At 59.1% G+C, this 15,039-nt stretch carries 16 protein-coding genes; 10 read left to right on the top strand and 6 right to left on the bottom strand.

The window, feature by feature from the left end; genetic code table 11:
• Positions 1–126: 126 nt before the first annotated feature.
• Together NA645_RS00750 and NA645_RS00745 are read left to right on the top strand one after the other, a co-directional pair.
• Positions 127–1,347: a YihY family inner membrane protein gene (locus NA645_RS00750; RefSeq protein ID WP_256047049.1), complete on the top strand. Its 1,221-nt coding sequence runs from the start codon at positions 127–129 to the stop codon at positions 1,345–1,347.
• A 32-nt stretch (positions 1,348–1,379) separates the two neighbouring features.
• On the top strand, positions 1,380–1,835 hold the full coding sequence (locus NA645_RS00745; protein WP_256047048.1) for a TlpA disulfide reductase family protein: 456 nt from the start codon (positions 1,380–1,382) through the stop codon (positions 1,833–1,835).
• 95 nt (positions 1,836–1,930) lie between these two features.
• Here the strand turns inward: NA645_RS00745 and NA645_RS00740 are convergent, their stop codons facing one another.
• The 4 genes from NA645_RS00740 to NA645_RS00725 all read right to left on the bottom strand — a co-directional run bounded on the left by NA645_RS00740 (position 1,931) and on the right by NA645_RS00725 (position 6,615).
• Positions 1,931–2,473 (bottom strand): transglycosylase SLT domain-containing protein, encoded by a 543-nt coding sequence (locus NA645_RS00740; protein WP_256047272.1) that lies wholly within the window; start codon positions 2,471–2,473, stop codon positions 1,931–1,933.
• A 36-nt stretch (positions 2,474–2,509) separates the two neighbouring features.
• Complete coding sequence (locus NA645_RS00735; protein WP_256047047.1) at positions 2,510–3,457, bottom strand: hypothetical protein; 948 nt, start codon at positions 3,455–3,457, stop codon at positions 2,510–2,512.
• A gap of 8 nt (positions 3,458–3,465) precedes the next feature.
• Positions 3,466–5,181: a proline--tRNA ligase gene (locus NA645_RS00730; protein ID WP_256047046.1), complete on the bottom strand. Its 1,716-nt coding sequence runs from the start codon at positions 5,179–5,181 to the stop codon at positions 3,466–3,468.
• 165 nt (positions 5,182–5,346) lie between these two features.
• A complete protein-coding gene (locus tag NA645_RS00725) occupies positions 5,347–6,615 on the bottom strand; it encodes an OprD family porin (protein WP_256047045.1) in 1,269 nt (422 codons plus the stop codon).
• Between the two features lie 457 nt (positions 6,616–7,072).
• On the opposite strand from NA645_RS00725, the gene NA645_RS00720 reads away from it, so the two are divergent.
• Positions 7,073–7,495 carry an HIT family protein gene (locus NA645_RS00720; protein WP_256047044.1) on the top strand — a complete coding sequence of 141 codons (423 nt, stop codon included), beginning with the start codon at positions 7,073–7,075 and terminating at the stop codon, positions 7,493–7,495.
• A 4-nt stretch (positions 7,496–7,499) separates the two neighbouring features.
• Entirely contained in the window at positions 7,500–7,706 is a 207-nt protein-coding gene (locus NA645_RS00715) for a SlyX family protein (RefSeq protein ID WP_256047043.1), read from the top strand.
• Positions 7,707–7,772: 66 nt separating this feature from the next.
• Here the strand turns inward: NA645_RS00715 and NA645_RS20100 are convergent, their stop codons facing one another.
• Both NA645_RS20100 and NA645_RS00705 read right to left on the bottom strand, forming a co-directional pair.
• Positions 7,773–8,402, bottom strand: coding sequence for a cold-shock protein (locus NA645_RS20100; RefSeq protein ID WP_272891919.1), 630 nt, complete (start codon positions 8,400–8,402; stop codon positions 7,773–7,775).
• A 271-nt stretch (positions 8,403–8,673) separates the two neighbouring features.
• On the bottom strand, positions 8,674–9,144 hold the full coding sequence (locus NA645_RS00705; RefSeq protein ID WP_256047042.1) for a Dps family protein: 471 nt from the start codon (positions 9,142–9,144) through the stop codon (positions 8,674–8,676).
• Positions 9,145–9,517: 373 nt separating this feature from the next.
• On the opposite strand from NA645_RS00705, the gene aspS reads away from it, so the two are divergent.
• The 6 genes from aspS to ybgC all read left to right on the top strand — a co-directional run bounded on the left by aspS (position 9,518) and on the right by ybgC (position 15,039).
• Complete coding sequence (gene aspS, locus NA645_RS00700; protein ID WP_256047041.1) at positions 9,518–11,293, top strand: aspartate--tRNA ligase; 1,776 nt, start codon at positions 9,518–9,520, stop codon at positions 11,291–11,293.
• A gap of 77 nt (positions 11,294–11,370) precedes the next feature.
• Positions 11,371–12,117 (top strand): YebC/PmpR family DNA-binding transcriptional regulator, encoded by a 747-nt coding sequence (locus tag NA645_RS00695; RefSeq protein ID WP_256047040.1) that lies wholly within the window; start codon positions 11,371–11,373, stop codon positions 12,115–12,117.
• Between the two features lie 174 nt (positions 12,118–12,291).
• Positions 12,292–12,816 (top strand): crossover junction endodeoxyribonuclease RuvC, encoded by a 525-nt coding sequence (gene ruvC, locus NA645_RS00690; protein WP_197445994.1) that lies wholly within the window; start codon positions 12,292–12,294, stop codon positions 12,814–12,816.
• 65 nt (positions 12,817–12,881) lie between these two features.
• Complete coding sequence (ruvA, locus tag NA645_RS00685; RefSeq protein WP_256047271.1) at positions 12,882–13,487, top strand: Holliday junction branch migration protein RuvA; 606 nt, start codon at positions 12,882–12,884, stop codon at positions 13,485–13,487.
• Positions 13,488–13,491: 4 nt separating this feature from the next.
• Positions 13,492–14,544 carry a Holliday junction branch migration DNA helicase RuvB gene (gene ruvB / locus NA645_RS00680; protein WP_256047039.1) on the top strand — a complete coding sequence of 351 codons (1,053 nt, stop codon included), beginning with the start codon at positions 13,492–13,494 and terminating at the stop codon, positions 14,542–14,544.
• 51 nt (positions 14,545–14,595) lie between these two features.
• Positions 14,596–15,039, top strand: coding sequence for a tol-pal system-associated acyl-CoA thioesterase (gene ybgC, locus NA645_RS00675; RefSeq protein ID WP_256047038.1), 444 nt, complete (start codon positions 14,596–14,598; stop codon positions 15,037–15,039).

Below are 15,039 nucleotides of genomic sequence, written 5' to 3'. Positions count from 1 at the left end.
AACCTTCAATGCAGCGAGGCCTGAAACGTGGGTCGCCAGCAACGGTGAGCAAAGGTAGGCTGCTGGTTGTCTCACGCAGGCGGACAGGCGGTTTGGACGACCGGCGACGGCCAACAAGGGGATGGAATGCAGCAACGGATCAGTGATTTCGTCGAGTTCGGCCGTTTCCTGGTGCAACGCTTCCTGGCGGACCGTGGCCCGCACAGTGCCGCCGCGCTGACCTACACCACGCTGTTCGCCGTGGTGCCGATGATGACGGTCACCTTCGCCATGCTTTCGGCTATCCCCGCATTTCAGGGTGTCGGCGAACAGATTCAGCTGTACATCTTCCGCAACTTCATCCCCTCCACGGGCGCAACCATTCAGGAATATCTGGTCGCCTTCACGAACCAGGCAAGACAACTCACCTGGTTTGGCGTGGGGTTTCTGATGGCGACCGCGCTGATGATGCTGTTGACCATCGAAAAGGCGTTCAACGTGATCTGGCGGGTGCGACAGCCACGTCGTGGTATCTCGAGCTTCCTCCTGTACTGGGCCATCCTCAGCCTCGGTCCGCTGCTGCTCGGAGCGGGGTTCGCCATGAGCACCTACATCACATCCTTGTCGCTGATCTCCGGCCCTCATGCATTGATTGGCGCCCGTACCGTACTCAAGGCGATGCCGCTGGTGCTCAGCGTCGCCGCCTTCACGCTGATTTACGCAGCGGTGCCGAACACCCGGGTGCCGTTGCGGCATGCGGTTGTCGGTGGCACTTTCACGGCGGTTCTGTTCGAAGCGGCCAAGCAATTATTCGGTTTGTATGTGAGCTATTTTCCCAGCTACCAGCTGATCTACGGGGCTTTCGCCGCGGTGCCGCTGTTTCTGCTGTGGGTTTATCTGTCCTGGATGATCGTGCTATTCGGCGCGGAGTTGGTTTGCGGTATGTCTTCGTCGCAGCAATGGCGGCGTCGCTCGGTGCCGCGTCTTCTGGTCATGCTCGGGTTGCTGCGTGTGCTGTACGAAAACCAAAAGGCTGGGCGCGAGGTACGCTTGCGTGATGCGCATCGAAGCGGTTGGCAACTACCCGAGGATGAGTGGGATGAAATTTTCGAGTTCTTCGAGCGGGAACAACTCGTCTGTCGGACCGGGTCGTCCGGATGGGTCCTGTGTCGCGATCTCAATCATTACAGCTTCGATCAGCTGTTGCGCTCCAATCCCTGGCCGCTCTCGGGTAACCATGCGTTGCCGGAGCAGCTGGACGAACCCTGGTACCCGACGCTGAAACAGTCGCTGGAGCTGCTACAGAAGGAGCAGGCGAACCTATTCGGTGGCAGTGTCGCCGACTGGCTGCAGGCGCGACGGGTTTGAACGAGACAATTCAGTATTGCAAGGAAACGAAGATGAACAAGCGCTCCGTTGGTGTATTCGGTTTGCTCGCCTGCCTGGCGCTGGCTGGGTGTGCAGAAGACTGGGGCCCCGACCAGCACGGCACCGACGTCACGGCACAGCAACTCGACGGTCAATGGCTGTTGATCAACTACTGGGCTGAGTGGTGCGGCCCATGCCGGGTCGAGATTCCCGAGTTGAATGCGTTGGATGAAGCGTATGAGGACATCACCGTGCTGGGCATCAATTTCGACGGTTTGCAGGGAGAGGAGCTGGCTGCGGCATCCAAAGACCTGGACGTTAGATTCCGGGTCCTCAGCATCGACCCGGCCGAACGCCTGGATCTGCCGCGTAGCGCCGTGCTACCGGTGACCTACATCATTGATGCGTCCGGCAAGGTGCGTGAACAATTGGTCGGCGAACAAACCGCAGAAGGGCTGCAGGAACATCTCGCACGGTTGGGGAGGTAGGCTTCAAGCTTCAAGCTTAGAGCTAAGCCAGACAGCGTAGTGCCGGTGGCGCTATCTGCCGATTGCAGCCTGAAGCTTGCCGCTTGAAGCTGCCCTCAGGGCTTCACGTACCAGAAGTCCTGCCAGAACCCGATTACCTTTGCCGGGTAGTGATTCTTGCCAAGGCTACCGTTGTAGCGCGCCAGGGCGCGATTGATGTCGCCTTTTTCCTTTTTCAGGTAGTAGCTGAGGATGGTGCAGCCGTAGCGCAGGTTGGTGGCGTTGTCGGTGAGATTGTCTTGCGGGCGCCCCAATTCGGCCTTCCAGAACGGCATCACCTGCATCATGCCTTGCGCGCCGACGCTGGAAATGGCGAATCGGTCGAAATGACTTTCGGCGTGGATGAGCGCAAGCACCAGGTCAGGTTTCAATCCCGCCTTGCTGGCTTCCTGGTGCACCAGTCGCAGTAGCGTCAACCGTTCTTGCGGATCGGGAACGTAGCGCTTGAGGCGGGTCGACATATCCATCAGCCAGACTTCCGCTTCGAAGCGATCCTGGAAACTCTCGGCTTCCGCTACGGTGCGTTGCATCAGTTCGCGCAATTCCGGCTCGGGTGCCTGGCGAACGTTGGCGGACACTGGCCCGGCGACGACCAGCATAAGTAGCAATACGTAGCGCAGCGGCGTCACGATGAATCAGCCGTCTTCGCCTGGATCGCTGGCGTAGCGGCCAGCGTCCTGCACCAGGCTGCGAAGAAATTCCTGCTGCAAATCAGGGTCGTTGCGGGTCAGCTCGATCAGGCTCTGTTCGAGTTCGCTGGCTTCTTCCTCGAGGCCAAGCTCCGAGAGCCGCTTGACACGATGGACCCACTGGCTGACGTCATCGCCTTCCAGGTCGTTGAAAATCAGGTCATGGGCTTCGAGCAGCTTGCCGCGCAGACTGCGGCTGACCAGCAGCATCGCGTCGGCACGGGTCGCGTCCTGTGGATCCTCGACCTGCAGGTGGAGCTTACCGATCTGGCTGATGTCCTGGTCGGCGAACGAGCCATCGAGCAGGTTGAGCCGCAACACTCCGTTGCGATCAGTGCTCAGCTCGTGGGTTTCGGGGCCGGCAACGACCAGCACGGGGCGCTCGGCCCAAGGCAGGCTGGAGTATTCAAGGCGAGTATCGCGGCGCTGTTCGTCGAGGCTGGCGAGGTTCTGCTGCGAACGTCCGTTGGACTCGACGTTGACGAATGGGTTGAGACCGGCAAAGCCGTAGCTGATCCAACCGCGGGTGACGCCTTCCGGCAGGTTGCCGAGCAACGCCACGTTGAGAACATTGGCGCCGACCCCGGCGACTACAGCGACAGCCCCCAGCGGAATCTCGTACAGCTCGCGCCACGCCTGATAAGGCGTGTAGCGATCATAACGGCGGGTCACTTCGAAATCGGTGACTTCGAAGGTCTTCTGGTCGAGCACGCGGATCCGCCGCTGCGGCAGCTCCAGCAGCGGTTCTCCCACTTCGATGCGAAGGCTGTGGTCGAGCAGTTTGCGTTCGGTACGGGCTTCGTGTTCGCTGCGTTGCGGCAGCTGGTTGGCGCAGCCACCCATAAAAAGCGCCACGCAAAGCGTGGCGCAGAGTGAAGCACTTCGGTTGTGCATGATGTCCGTCAGCGACTGGCGCGTGAATTGATGAAATCGAGGATGTCGGCGGCGGCAACGGCCTGGCTTTCCGCATCGCGGCGATGCTTGTATTCCAGTGTGCCGTCGGCCAATCCGCGATCGCCGATGACGATGCGATGCGGGATGCCCACCAACTCCATATCGGCGAATTTGACGCCGGGACTGGTCTTTTTGTCACGGTCATCGAGCAGTACGTCGTAGCCAGCGGCGGTGAGCTCCGCATAGAGCTTGTCAGTCGCTTCGCGAACGGCCTGATTTTCACACTTCATCGGCACCAGGGCGATCTGGAAGGGTGCCAGCGCCTCAGGCCAAAGAATGCCGCGATCGTCGTAGTTCTGCTCAATGGCGGCGGCAACCACACGGGATACGCCGATGCCGTAGCAACCCATGGTCAGGGTGACCGGCTTGCCGTTCTCACCCATGACACTGCAGTTCATCGCTTCGCTGTACTTGGTGCCGAGCTGGAAAATATGCCCGACCTCGATGCCGCGCTTGATGATCAGTGTGCCAACGCCATCCGGGCTTGGGTCGCCTGCTACCACGTTGCGCAGGTCGGCTACCTCCGGCACGGGCAGGTCGCGCTCCCAGTTCACGCCGAAATAGTGCTTGTCTTCCTGGTTGGCGCCGGCTGCGAAGTCGCTCATCAGTGCGACCGATCGATCGATGACGCAGCTGATCGGTAGATTCAGCGGGCCCAACGAACCGGGACCTGCGCCAATGGCGGTACGGATCTCCGCATCGGAAGCGAACACCAGCGGACTGGCAACCTGAGCCAGGTTCGCCGCCTTGATCTCGTTGAGTTCATGGTCACCACGCACGACCAGTGCAACCAGCTGTCCTTTCTCGACACCCTGTACGACTAGCGTTTTGATGGTTTTCTCGATGGGTAGCTGAAACTGCTCGACCAGCGCAGCAATCGTTTTGCAGTTCGGTGTATCGACCAGGCGCAGCTCTTCGGTAGCGGCGCGGCGCTCCGTTTCGCGTGGAATGGCTTCGGCCTTCTCGATGTTTGCTGCGTAATCGGAACTGTCGCTGAACGCGATGTCGTCTTCGCCGGATTCAGCCAGTACGTGGAATTCATGCGAGCCGGTGCCGCCAATCGATCCGGTATCAGCCTGCACGGGACGGAAATTCAGCCCCAGGCGAGTGAAGATATTGCAGTACGCTTGGTGCATGCGGTCATAGGTTTCTTGCAGCGATTGCTGGTCCGCATGGAAGGAATAAGCGTCCTTCATGATGAACTCGCGCCCGCGCATCAGGCCGAAGCGTGGACGGATCTCGTCGCGGAACTTGGTCTGGATCTGGTAGAAGTTGATCGGCAACTGCTTGTAGCTGTTCAGCTCGTTACGGGCCAGATCGGTGATGACTTCTTCATGAGTCGGGCCGACACAGAACTCACGGTCATGGCGGTCCTTCAGGCGCAGCAGCTCGGCGCCATATTGCTCCCAACGGCCCGATTCCTGCCAAAGCTCGGCGGGCTGGATTGCAGGCATCAGGACTTCCAGTGCGCCGGCCTTGTTCATCTCGTCGCGAACGATGGCCTCGGCCTTGCGCAGCGCACGCAGCCCCATCGGCATCCAGGTGTAGAGGCCGGACGCCAGCTTGCGAATCATGCCTGCACGCAGCATCAGTTGATGGCTGATGACCACTGCATCGGAAGGCGTTTCTTTAAGGGTCGAGAGCAGGAACTGACTGGTGCGCATGAGGGCCGTTGTGTCCTTGCAGAGCGGGAAATTTGGCTCGGCATTGTACGGCGACTGCGGGGTGGCGTACAGAATCGTTCGGACGACTACAGGTGTTAAAACCAGAAGCCCGGCGGGTGCCGGGCTTCTTTTTTTGTAATCGAGTTACAAGCTGGATTTCTGGTTTTACAGAATGCTCAGCGGGTACTCGACGAACAGGCGCCACTCATCGATATCCGGCACATAGCCGTTGATTTCAGTGCTGGTGCGCAGGATAGAGTTGCGTGCGCGCAACTTCAGGTCCTTGGCTGGGCCGCTTTGGACGGTATAGGAAACTTGGTTGAAGATTTCGCGTTCGGTGCCTTCGCCAGTGCCGCCATAGAACTCGGCGTCAATATTATCGCCGCGGATGTAAGCGGTTTTCCATGCGAGTCCTGGAACACCGTAGCCGCTGAAGTCCAGCTCATAACTGGCCTGCCAAGAGCGTTCATCTTTTCCGTTAAAGTCGGACAGATAGGAGTTCGCAACCCAGATGGCGCTACCGCCGTCGCCGTAGTCATATAGGTATCCTGTATCGCCGGATACTCGCTGGTGGGCCAGAATGAAAGCATGCGCACCGACGCTGTACTTTGCCGACAGGCTCCAAATAGTGTTGTCGTCGACAGCAGCCCCGTCTGCGCCCTGGAAGCGCTGGTCGATGTCGTCAGTTTTGTAGTAGTTGAAATCAAACGTCAGAGCTTGGCTTTCAGACAGCGGCATCACGTAATTAACGTTCGCGTATTTCTTGTCGTATGTGTCTTCGACATCGGAGAAATAGAGCGAAGCACTTAGCTCGTCTGTGAATTGATAGCTGCCACCAAATACATCGATGCTCTTCAGTTCGGAGTCGTCACGGCTGGACGATGCCATAGAGCTTTCCGCAGTGAAACGGCCGGCGTTGAGCTCTAGTCCGTTGATTTCATTGCTGGTAATGAGTGTACCGGTAAAGGATTGCGGTAACAGGCGCGAGTCGTCGTTCGCAAGGACCGGCATCATCGGCATCTGGTCGCCATACTTCACTACGGTGTTGGAGAACTGTGCTTTGATCGCAGCACCGACCTGACCGACATCACGGTCTGGATGGCCGTCAGATTCGAGCTCGAACATCTGAGTGAAATTGTGTCCGCGGCCGCCGTCCAGTCGCACGCCTAGCAAGCCGAAGGCATCTACACCGACGCCAATAGTGCCCTGAGTGAAACCAGATTCGAAGGTTGTAATGAAAGCCTGGCCCCATGGCTTAGCGTCATTGATGCCGCCTTCACGGAAGTCCCGGCTCCAATAGGTATTACGCAGCAGAAGATCCAGCTTCGCGTCTTCGACGAAACCGTTAGATTCAGATTGCTGACTGGCGAATGCCATTTGGGATGTGCCCGCGGCTACGGCCAGGGCGATAACGCTCCACTTCATCACTTGCATGAGTGATTGCTCCTTTGGTTCAAATTGGTGCTTGCTTTCCTGCTTGTGGCGGGAAAGAGGCATCTTATTTTCGGTATACAAGCTCAATTGCAGTCCTTGTTTACCTAGCTGGTCGAAACCTGCAACAACTCTGGGAAATGTATTTCCGAGAACTATTGTGTAGCTGGGGAAACTAGCGACAGCAAGCTTACTCCAGCTTTTTGCGTTTTTCTGCCCCCTCGCGTGGGGCTTTTTACCGCAAAGCAATAACCGTGCACAGAATGAAAATCTGTCCCGCTGCAGGAAAACGGACTGCTGCGCGCCTCGGCCCGCTCTATAGCGGGGCTTTGTCATCGGTGGCAGTCCCGTATTGGTGCGCTTTGGTCGGCTGCTGGCACTGGAGCGTTGGAGTATTCTTATCTGACGATCCGGCGCGGCTTCGCTGCTGCCGGTTCCCCATATGAACAGGAGTGCCGTTATGTTCGTTCTCGATTCACGCCTGGAGCAGGACACGCTGAGTCTGGGTGATTTTCCGCTGTGTCGCTTGCTGCTAATGAACGATGCCAATTACCCCTGGTTCATTCTTGTGCCGCGCCGTGAGGAGGTCAGTGAGTTGTTTCAACTGGACGCGGCGGATCAGCAGGCGCTATGGCGAGAGGCAACGGCGCTGGCTGAAACGCTGAAGGATACCTTCGGCGCAGACAAGATGAATGTCGCCACCTTGGGCAACGTGGTGAATCAGCTCCATATGCACGTGATCGCCCGGCGTCGGGGTGATGCTGCCTGGCCAGCGCCCGTCTGGGGGCATAAGCCGGCCACTCCCTATAGTGAGGTGCAGGTCGATGCGATAAGGCAGAAGCTGAAGCTGGTGCTCACTGACAATTTTCGTTTTGCGGAGTGACGTAATGGAGTTAGAACAACGCATCACCGATCTCGAGGCGCGCCTGGCTTTTCAGGACGATACGATCCAAACCTTGAATGATGTGCTGTTTGCGCAGCAGCGTACCGTTGAGCGGCTACAGGCGCAGCTGGGTGTGCTGGCCAGGCGGCAGGAAGACATGCAGAGCAGGATGGGGGGCGAGGAGGATGAAGCGCCTCCGCCGCACTATTGAAGGCTGCGGCGCAGGATGACGAACGCCAGCACTGTTTGGTTCTGGCGTTCGAAGTCGGTGGTCTGACTAGATTGCGACCACGTCTTCGGCCTGGAGACCTTTGTCGCGCATCATGACGGCGAATTCGACGCGTTGACCTTCTACCAGTACCCGGTGGCCTTCGCCTCGGATGGCTCTGAAGTGGACGAACACATCATCACCGCTATCGCGGGATATAAAGCCGAAACCTTTCGAGGTGTTGAACCATTTGACTGTGCCTGCTTCACGCCCGGCGGTACTAACAGCCGGCGCCGTGACGTTCTTATGCTGGCTTCTGCGATGCGAGGATGGGCTGCGGTTGGTGGTACGTGCATTTACTGTTTGCGTCGCAGCCAGTTGCAGCAGTACGGCGATGAAGGCGAGAACTAGGCTGGCCAAGGTTGCTGGTTGTCCCGCAATGGCAGCGACGGGAAGCAACAGGATCGCAGTCTGGATCACAACCGCAATAATCAGCAGCACCGAAGCGCCGAGGAGAACAGGGCGGCTACGCCCGTGGCTGTTCGCCTGAGCGGATGCAAACTGTACGTTCAGCAGACCTAGAAACAGCAGGCTCAATGCCTCGGGTTGTACCAGCAAGGGCATTGCCCCGGTAAGACTGGGTGCGAATGACAGCGCCAGGGCAACAACGCCCGTTAATACATGGATGATCTTAAGCATTCTTTTGACTCACAGTTAAATAGCACGACAGAAAGCGGCAGGCTTGGGCGGAGGAAATTGAGTGGGATGCGATCGCCTTAATTGAATGCCCAAGCTGCGACGCGCGCGTATTTAACAGTAAAGGAAGGCGGTGCTCAAATGGCTTGCCCATCGAGGCATCGGGAAGGAAGTTAGGGCAGGTGTCACGCCGTTAGCGGCGAGCTTCGTGTCATGCCAAGAGGAATGGCCGTGCTTCGGCCATCCCGCTTGTAGCGGAGATTGGCGCCTCGTATCAGGCGGCAAGCAGGCTGCGCAGCATCCAGGCAGTCTTTTCATGAATCTGCATGCGCTGAGTCAGAAGGTCGGCGGTGGGCTCGTCACTGACTTTCTCCAGCAGCGGGAAAATGCCACGTGCGGTCCGGACGACCGCTTCTTGTCCTTCAACCAGCAACTTGATCATGTCCTCTGCGGTTGGAATGCCCTCCTGCTCCTTGATCGAGGACAGCTTCGCGTAGGCGGCGTAGGTGCCTGGCGCCGGGAAACCCAGGGCACGGATACGCTCGGCGATGTCATCCACAGCGGTAGCCAGTTCGGTGTACTGCGTCTCGAACATGGTGTGCAGGGTATTGAACATCGGACCTGTCACGTTCCAGTGGAAATTGTGTGTCTTGAGATAAAGCGTATAGGTGTCGGCCAGCAGGCGGGATAGACCGTCTGCGATGGCGGCGCGGTCCTGCTCGGCAATACCAATATTAATTTCCATGGTTCTCTCCCTTTGGATGAATTGACTGACAGTTATGCCAGAAAACGACGGTGAACAGTGAGTGGCGCACTGTCGCCGGTAGCGGTCTGTTCGTTGGAAGGCGCAGGTGGGTGTTGGGTTCAATGCAGATTGGCTATTGCGGTAAGAGCTGCTGTCGCACCGGCTGCGTTGCGGCGATTATGCGGATATAATCCCGCGCTTGTGTCGGGCGGCCCGTCTGCCGTAAGGGTAGCCGCGTACTGATGCCTGCCGGTAGCTCTGGCTCTGCGCCGATGAGCGATCGATTTCAGGTGGAGCGCTGTATGGGCTCCGTCTGCCAGTCGCGAATCGAGCGACCCAACGAATTTCCAAGATACGAGAAGCGAACCCCACCATGATGCGCAGCCACTATTGCGGCCAGTTGAACGAAAGCCTGGACGGCCAGGAAATCACTCTTTGCGGTTGGGTCCATCGCCGCCGCGACCACGGCGGGGTTATCTTCCTCGACGTGCGTGACCGCGAAGGCATGGCCCAGGTGGTGTTCGATCCTGACCGCGCCGAGACGTTTTCAGCCGCCGACCGGGTGCGCAGCGAGTACGTCGTGAAGATCACCGGCAAGGTCCGCCTGCGCCCTGAAGGCGCACGCAATCCGAACATGGCGTCCGGCGCCATCGAAGTGCTGGGTTACGAGTTGGAAGTGCTGAACGAGGCGGAAACCCCGCCGTTCCCGCTCAACGAATATAGCGACGTAGGCGAGGAAACCCGCCTGCGTTATCGCTTCATCGACCTGCGCCGCCCGGAAATGGCCGAGAAGCTCAAGCTGCGTTCGAGCATCACCACCAGCATTCGTCGCTACTTGGATGAAAACGGCTTCCTCGATGTGGAAACCCCAATTCTGACCCGCGCTACTCCTGAAGGCGCCCGCGACTATCTGGTGCCCAGTCGTACCCATCCCGGCAGTTTCTTCGCACTGCCACAGTCGCCCCAGCTGTTCAAGCAGCTGCTGATGGTGGCCGGCTTCGACCGTTACTATCAGATCGCCAAGTGCTTCCGCGACGAAGATCTGCGGGCCGACCGCCAGCCGGAATTCACCCAGATCGACATCGAGACCAGCTTCCTTGATGAATCCGACATTATCGGCATCACTGAAGGCATGGTGCGCAAGCTGTTCAAGGAAGTGCTGGGCGTCGAGTTCGGCGAGTTCCCGCACATGCCGTTCGAAGAAGCCATGCGTCGCTATGGCTCGGACAAGCCGGACCTGCGCATTCCGCTGGAACTGGTCGATGTAGAAGATCAGCTCAAGGATGTCGAATTCAAGGTATTCGCCGGCCCGGCCAACGATCCCAAGTGCCGTGTTGCCGCGCTGCGCGTGCCGGGCGGGGCGAGCATGCCGCGCAAGCAGATCGACGACTACACCAAGTTCGTCGGCATCTACGGCGCCAAGGGCCTGGCTTATATCAAGGTCAACGAGCGTGCCAAAGGTGTCGAAGGCCTGCAGTCGCCCATCGTCAAGAACATTCCCGAAGCCAACCTCAACGCGATCCTCGATCGCGTGGGTGCGGTCGATGGCGATATCGTCTTCTTCGGTGCCGACAAGGCCAAGATCGTCTCCGAGGCGCTGGGCGCGCTGCGCATCAAGCTGGGTCACGACCTGAACCTGCTGACCTGCGAATGGGCGCCGATGTGGGTCGTCGACTTCCCGATGTTCGAGGAAAACGACGACGGATCGCTGTCGGCACTGCACCATCCCTTCACTGCGCCCAAGTGCAGCCCCGAAGAGCTGGAAGCCAATCCGGGCGTGGCGCTATCGCGCGCCTATGACATGGTGCTCAACGGCACCGAGCTGGGTGGCGGTTCCATCCGTATCCACCGCAAGGACATGCAGCAGACCGTATTCCGCATCCTTGGCATCGATGAGGCGGAGCAGAACGAGAAGTTTGGCTTCCTGCTCGATGCACTGAAGTACGGCGCCCCGCCGCACGGTGGCCTGGCCTTCGGCCTGGACCGTCTAGTGATGCTGATGACCGGCGCGCAATCGATTCGCGAAGTGATCGCCTTCCCGAAAACCCAGAGCGCGGCGGATGTCATGACCCAGGCGCCGGGTGCGGTGGATGCCAAGGCGCTGCGCGAGTTGCACATTCGCCTGCGCGAGCAGCCTAAAGCCGAATAACCGCAGAGCCGGAGCCCAGGGAAACCTGGGCTTCTGCGTTACAGCAAGAGAAAAGTTGATCGAAGAGGGAGGCAGTTATGGCTGGTCATTCCAAATGGGCCAACATCAAGCATCGCAAGGGCCGCCAGGACGCCAAGCGCGGCAAGATTTTTACCAAGCTCATTCGTGAGCTGACAGTTGCCGCCAAAAGTGGCGCAATTCCGGCGGATAACCCGCGCCTGCGCCTGGCGGTGGACAAGGCGCTGGTCGCCAACATGTCGCGAGACGTGATCGACCGCGCCATCGCCCGCGGCGCCGGTAATAACGAGGCTGACAATGTCGTCGAACTGAGCTACGAAGGTTACGCGCCCAGTGGCGTGGCCATCATCGTCGAAGCCATGACCGACAACCGCAATCGCACCGCGGCCGAAGTGCGTCATGCCTTCAGCAAGCACGGCGGTAACCTGGGCACCGATGGCTCGGTCGCCTACATGTTCGATCGCAAAGGGCAGATCAGCTTTGCTGCGGGCGTGGACGAAGATGCGCTGATGGAAGCCGCGCTGGAAGCCGGTGCCGATGATGTGGAAATGGGCGAGGATGGCTCGGCGGTGGTATCCACCAGCTTCGCTGAGTTCCATGCCGTCAACGAGGCGCTGAGTACGGCCGGTTTCAAGGGCGAGGAGGCGGAAATCGCCATGATCCCCTCGATTGCCGCGCCGCTCGCCGATCTGGAAACCGCGCAGAAGGTGCTGCGCCTGATCGATGCGCTGGAAGATCTGGACGACGTGCAGAACGTCTACCACAACGCCGAAATCTCCGATGAAATTATGGAACAGCTAGAGTGATCGGGCGCTAGCCAGAAGCTAGAAGTCGAAGATGAAAGCCGGGCACCGTTGGGGTGTTTCCGGCTTCTCTTTTGTGCGCCTTGATGCGTGCGGTCGTCGGCATTGTTCCGGTAGCTCTCGCAGCGACTGTACCTTTATACTCGCGGCTGGATAAATAGACAGTATGGCGACCGCATGACCCTCATTCTCGGGATCGATCCCGGCTCTCGCATCACTGGCTACGGCGTGGTGCGCGATACCGGCCGCAGTTGCGAGTATGTGGCATCCGGTTGCATCCGCACCGGCAGTGGTGAGCTGTCCGCCCGGCTGCAGGCAGTATTCGCTGGCGTCAGCGAGGTGATCCGCCTTCATGGCCCCGTGACCATGGGTATCGAGCAGGTCTTCATGGCGCGCAACGCCGATTCGGCGCTCAAGCTCGGACAGGCCCGAGGCGCCGCGATAGTGGCTGCTGCCGAGCAGGGTTTGGAGATAGCCGAGTACACCGCCACCCAGGTCAAGCAGGCGATTGCCGGAACCGGTGGTGCTGACAAAGAGCAGGTGCAGATGATGGTGATGCACCTGCTGAAATTGGTGAAAAAACCACAGATCGATGCCTCAGACGCGCTAGCGATCGCCTTGTGCCATGCGCATCATCGGCAGAGCCTTATCCCGCACGGGCTGGCCGGTGCCAAGCGCAGGGCAGGGCGCTTGCGTTTGTAGTAGCTAGCTGGGTAACAAAGACAATGGCTGACAGCGCTCATGCAGCCGAGAGAGGAATGGATACTGTGATTGGACGTTTGCGCGGGACTCTGGCGGAGAAACAGCCGCCGCATCTGGTACTGGATGTGAATGGCGTTGGCTATGAAGTCGAGGTGCCGATGACCACGCTCTACCGCCTGCCTGCTGTCGGTGAGCCGGTGACGCTGCACACCCATATGGTGGTGCGTGAGGATGCGCAGCTGTTGTATGGCTTTGCCGAGAAGCGCGACCGAGAGCTGTTTCGCGAACTGATCCGGCTCAATGGCGTCGGCCCCAAGCTGGCGCTGGCATTGATGTCGGGCCTTGAAGTGGACGAACTGGTGCGCTGCGTTCAGGCTCAGGATACCTCCGTGCTGGTGAAGATTCCGGGCGTCGGCAAGAAGACGGCCGAGCGGCTGCTGGTGGAGTTGAAGGATCGCTTCAAAGCCTGGGAGAGCATGCCGTCCATCGCACCTCTGGTGGTGGAACCCCGCTCGAATATGGCAGTCTCAAGCGCCGAGAATGATGCGGTCAGCGCGCTGATTTCCCTTGGGTTCAAGCCACAAGAGGCCAGCCGTGCCGTATCCGCCGTACAGGGAGACGATTTGAGTAGTGAAGATCTGATCCGCCGTGCCCTGAAGGGAATGGTGTAAGCACATGATCGAAGCCGATCGTCTGATTACCGCCACTGGTCGCGACCGCGAAGAACAATTCGACCGTGCCATCCGCCCGCTGAGTCTGGCCGAATACATCGGCCAGCCGGTCGTACGCGAGCAGATGGATCTGTTCATCCGTGCGGCTCGCGGGCGCAGCGAGGCCCTCGATCACACCTTGATCTTCGGCCCGCCGGGCCTCGGCAAGACAACGCTGGCCAATATCATTGCTCAGGAAATGGGTGTCTCGATCAAGAGTACTTCCGGCCCCGTGCTGGAGCGGCCCGGTGATCTGGCCGCGCTGCTGACCAATCTGGAGCGGGGTGACGTGCTCTTCGTCGACGAGATCCATCGGTTGTCTCCCATCGTTGAAGAAGTGCTGTATCCGGCGATGGAAGATTTTCAGTTGGACATCATGATCGGCGAAGGCCCTGCGGCGCGCTCGATCAAGCTCGACCTGCCGCCCTTTACGTTGGTTGGCGCCACCACTCGTGCGGGCATGCTCACTAATCCGCTGCGTGATCGCTTCGGTATCGTGCAACGGTTGGAGTTCTATTCCACGACCGATCTGGCGACCATCGTCAGCCGTTCGGCCGGCATTCTTGGCCTAGCTATCGAGGCCGAAGGCGCTTTCGAAATTGCCCGTCGTGCTCGCGGCACGCCCCGTATCGCCAACCGCCTGCTGCGCCGGGTGCGGGATTTTGCGGAAGTTCGTGGAAATGGTGAGATTACTCGCCGTACAGCGGATCTCGCGCTGAACATGCTCGATGTAGACGAGCGCGGCTTGGATCATCAGGACCGACGGTTGCTGCTGACATTGATCGAGAAGTTCGATGGCGGGCCAGTGGGCATCGACAATTTGGCCGCCGCCATCAGCGAAGAGCGCCACACCATCGAAGATGTGCTCGAGCCCTATCTGATCCAGCAGGGCTACATCATGCGTACGCCGCGTGGGCGCGTGGTTACCCGGCATGCCTATCTGCATTTCGGCCTGAACCTGCCGAAACGCCTGGGCGATTCGCCAGTAGCGGACCTGTTCGACGGCGACACAAAGTGAAGAAAATATTCTTGTCCCACCCGATTGGAATTTACGGGGCCTGGCTCTAGTATGCGCGCGGAATCGGATGCTCAACCCTTCACTCATCGGTGTCGGGTGTACTACGAAGATACCGATGCCGGCGGCATCGTTTATTACGTCAATTACCTCAAGTTCATGGAGCGGGCCCGCACCGAGCGGTTGCGCAGTCTGGGTTTCGCCCAGTCGCAACTGGTTGGCGAAGACCTGCTTTTCGTCGTGCATTCGAGCGAAGCGCGTTACCACGCGCCGGCGCGGCTGGACGACGAGTTACTGGTAACTGCCGAGGTTGTAAAAATAAAGCGCGCCAGCCTGCATTTCAGGCAGCAGGTACGACGCGCCAAGGACAATTTGCTGCTCTGTGAAGGGCAGTTTCTGGTGGCCTGTGTACGCACCGAGAGTTTGAAACCCCGACCTATTCCCGAAGCGCTGCGCACAGCCTTCATCGAGTCGGGTCTACCCCCTGTAGGAGACTAA

The sequence above is a fragment of the Stutzerimonas stutzeri genome (genome assembly GCF_024448955.1).
Lineage (GTDB): Bacteria > Pseudomonadota > Gammaproteobacteria > Pseudomonadales > Pseudomonadaceae > Stutzerimonas > Stutzerimonas stutzeri_AQ.
The sequence above is the reverse complement of the archived record's forward strand: the minus strand, read 5'-3'. Positions and strand labels throughout refer to the sequence as shown.

What these genes read in the sequence shown, in the direction of transcription:
- NA645_RS00750 (WP_256047049.1), top strand. Translation starts at nt 127, where the DNA reads ATGCAGCAACGGATCAGTGATTTCGTCGAGTTCGGCCGTTTCCTGGTG.
- NA645_RS00745 (WP_256047048.1), top strand. Translation starts at nt 1,380, where the DNA reads ATGAACAAGCGCTCCGTTGGTGTATTCGGTTTGCTCGCCTGCCTGGCG.
- NA645_RS00740 (WP_256047272.1), bottom strand. Translation starts at nt 2,473, where the DNA reads ATGCTGGTCGTCGCCGGGCCAGTGTCCGCCAACGTTCGCCAGGCACCC.
- NA645_RS00735 (WP_256047047.1), bottom strand. Translation starts at nt 3,457, where the DNA reads ATGCACAACCGAAGTGCTTCACTCTGCGCCACGCTTTGCGTGGCGCTT.
- NA645_RS00730 (WP_256047046.1), bottom strand. Translation starts at nt 5,181, where the DNA reads ATGCGCACCAGTCAGTTCCTGCTCTCGACCCTTAAAGAAACGCCTTCC.
- NA645_RS00725 (WP_256047045.1), bottom strand. Translation starts at nt 6,615, where the DNA reads ATGCAAGTGATGAAGTGGAGCGTTATCGCCCTGGCCGTAGCCGCGGGC.
- NA645_RS00720 (WP_256047044.1), top strand. Translation starts at nt 7,073, where the DNA reads ATGTTCGTTCTCGATTCACGCCTGGAGCAGGACACGCTGAGTCTGGGT.
- NA645_RS00715 (WP_256047043.1), top strand. Translation starts at nt 7,500, where the DNA reads ATGGAGTTAGAACAACGCATCACCGATCTCGAGGCGCGCCTGGCTTTT.
- NA645_RS20100 (WP_272891919.1), bottom strand. Translation starts at nt 8,402, where the DNA reads ATGCTTAAGATCATCCATGTATTAACGGGCGTTGTTGCCCTGGCGCTG.
- NA645_RS00705 (WP_256047042.1), bottom strand. Translation starts at nt 9,144, where the DNA reads ATGGAAATTAATATTGGTATTGCCGAGCAGGACCGCGCCGCCATCGCA.
- aspS (WP_256047041.1), top strand. Translation starts at nt 9,518, where the DNA reads ATGATGCGCAGCCACTATTGCGGCCAGTTGAACGAAAGCCTGGACGGC.
- NA645_RS00695 (WP_256047040.1), top strand. Translation starts at nt 11,371, where the DNA reads ATGGCTGGTCATTCCAAATGGGCCAACATCAAGCATCGCAAGGGCCGC.
- ruvC (WP_197445994.1), top strand. Translation starts at nt 12,292, where the DNA reads ATGACCCTCATTCTCGGGATCGATCCCGGCTCTCGCATCACTGGCTAC.
- ruvB (WP_256047039.1), top strand. Translation starts at nt 13,492, where the DNA reads ATGATCGAAGCCGATCGTCTGATTACCGCCACTGGTCGCGACCGCGAA.
- ybgC (WP_256047038.1), top strand. Translation starts at nt 14,596, where the DNA reads ATGCGCGCGGAATCGGATGCTCAACCCTTCACTCATCGGTGTCGGGTG.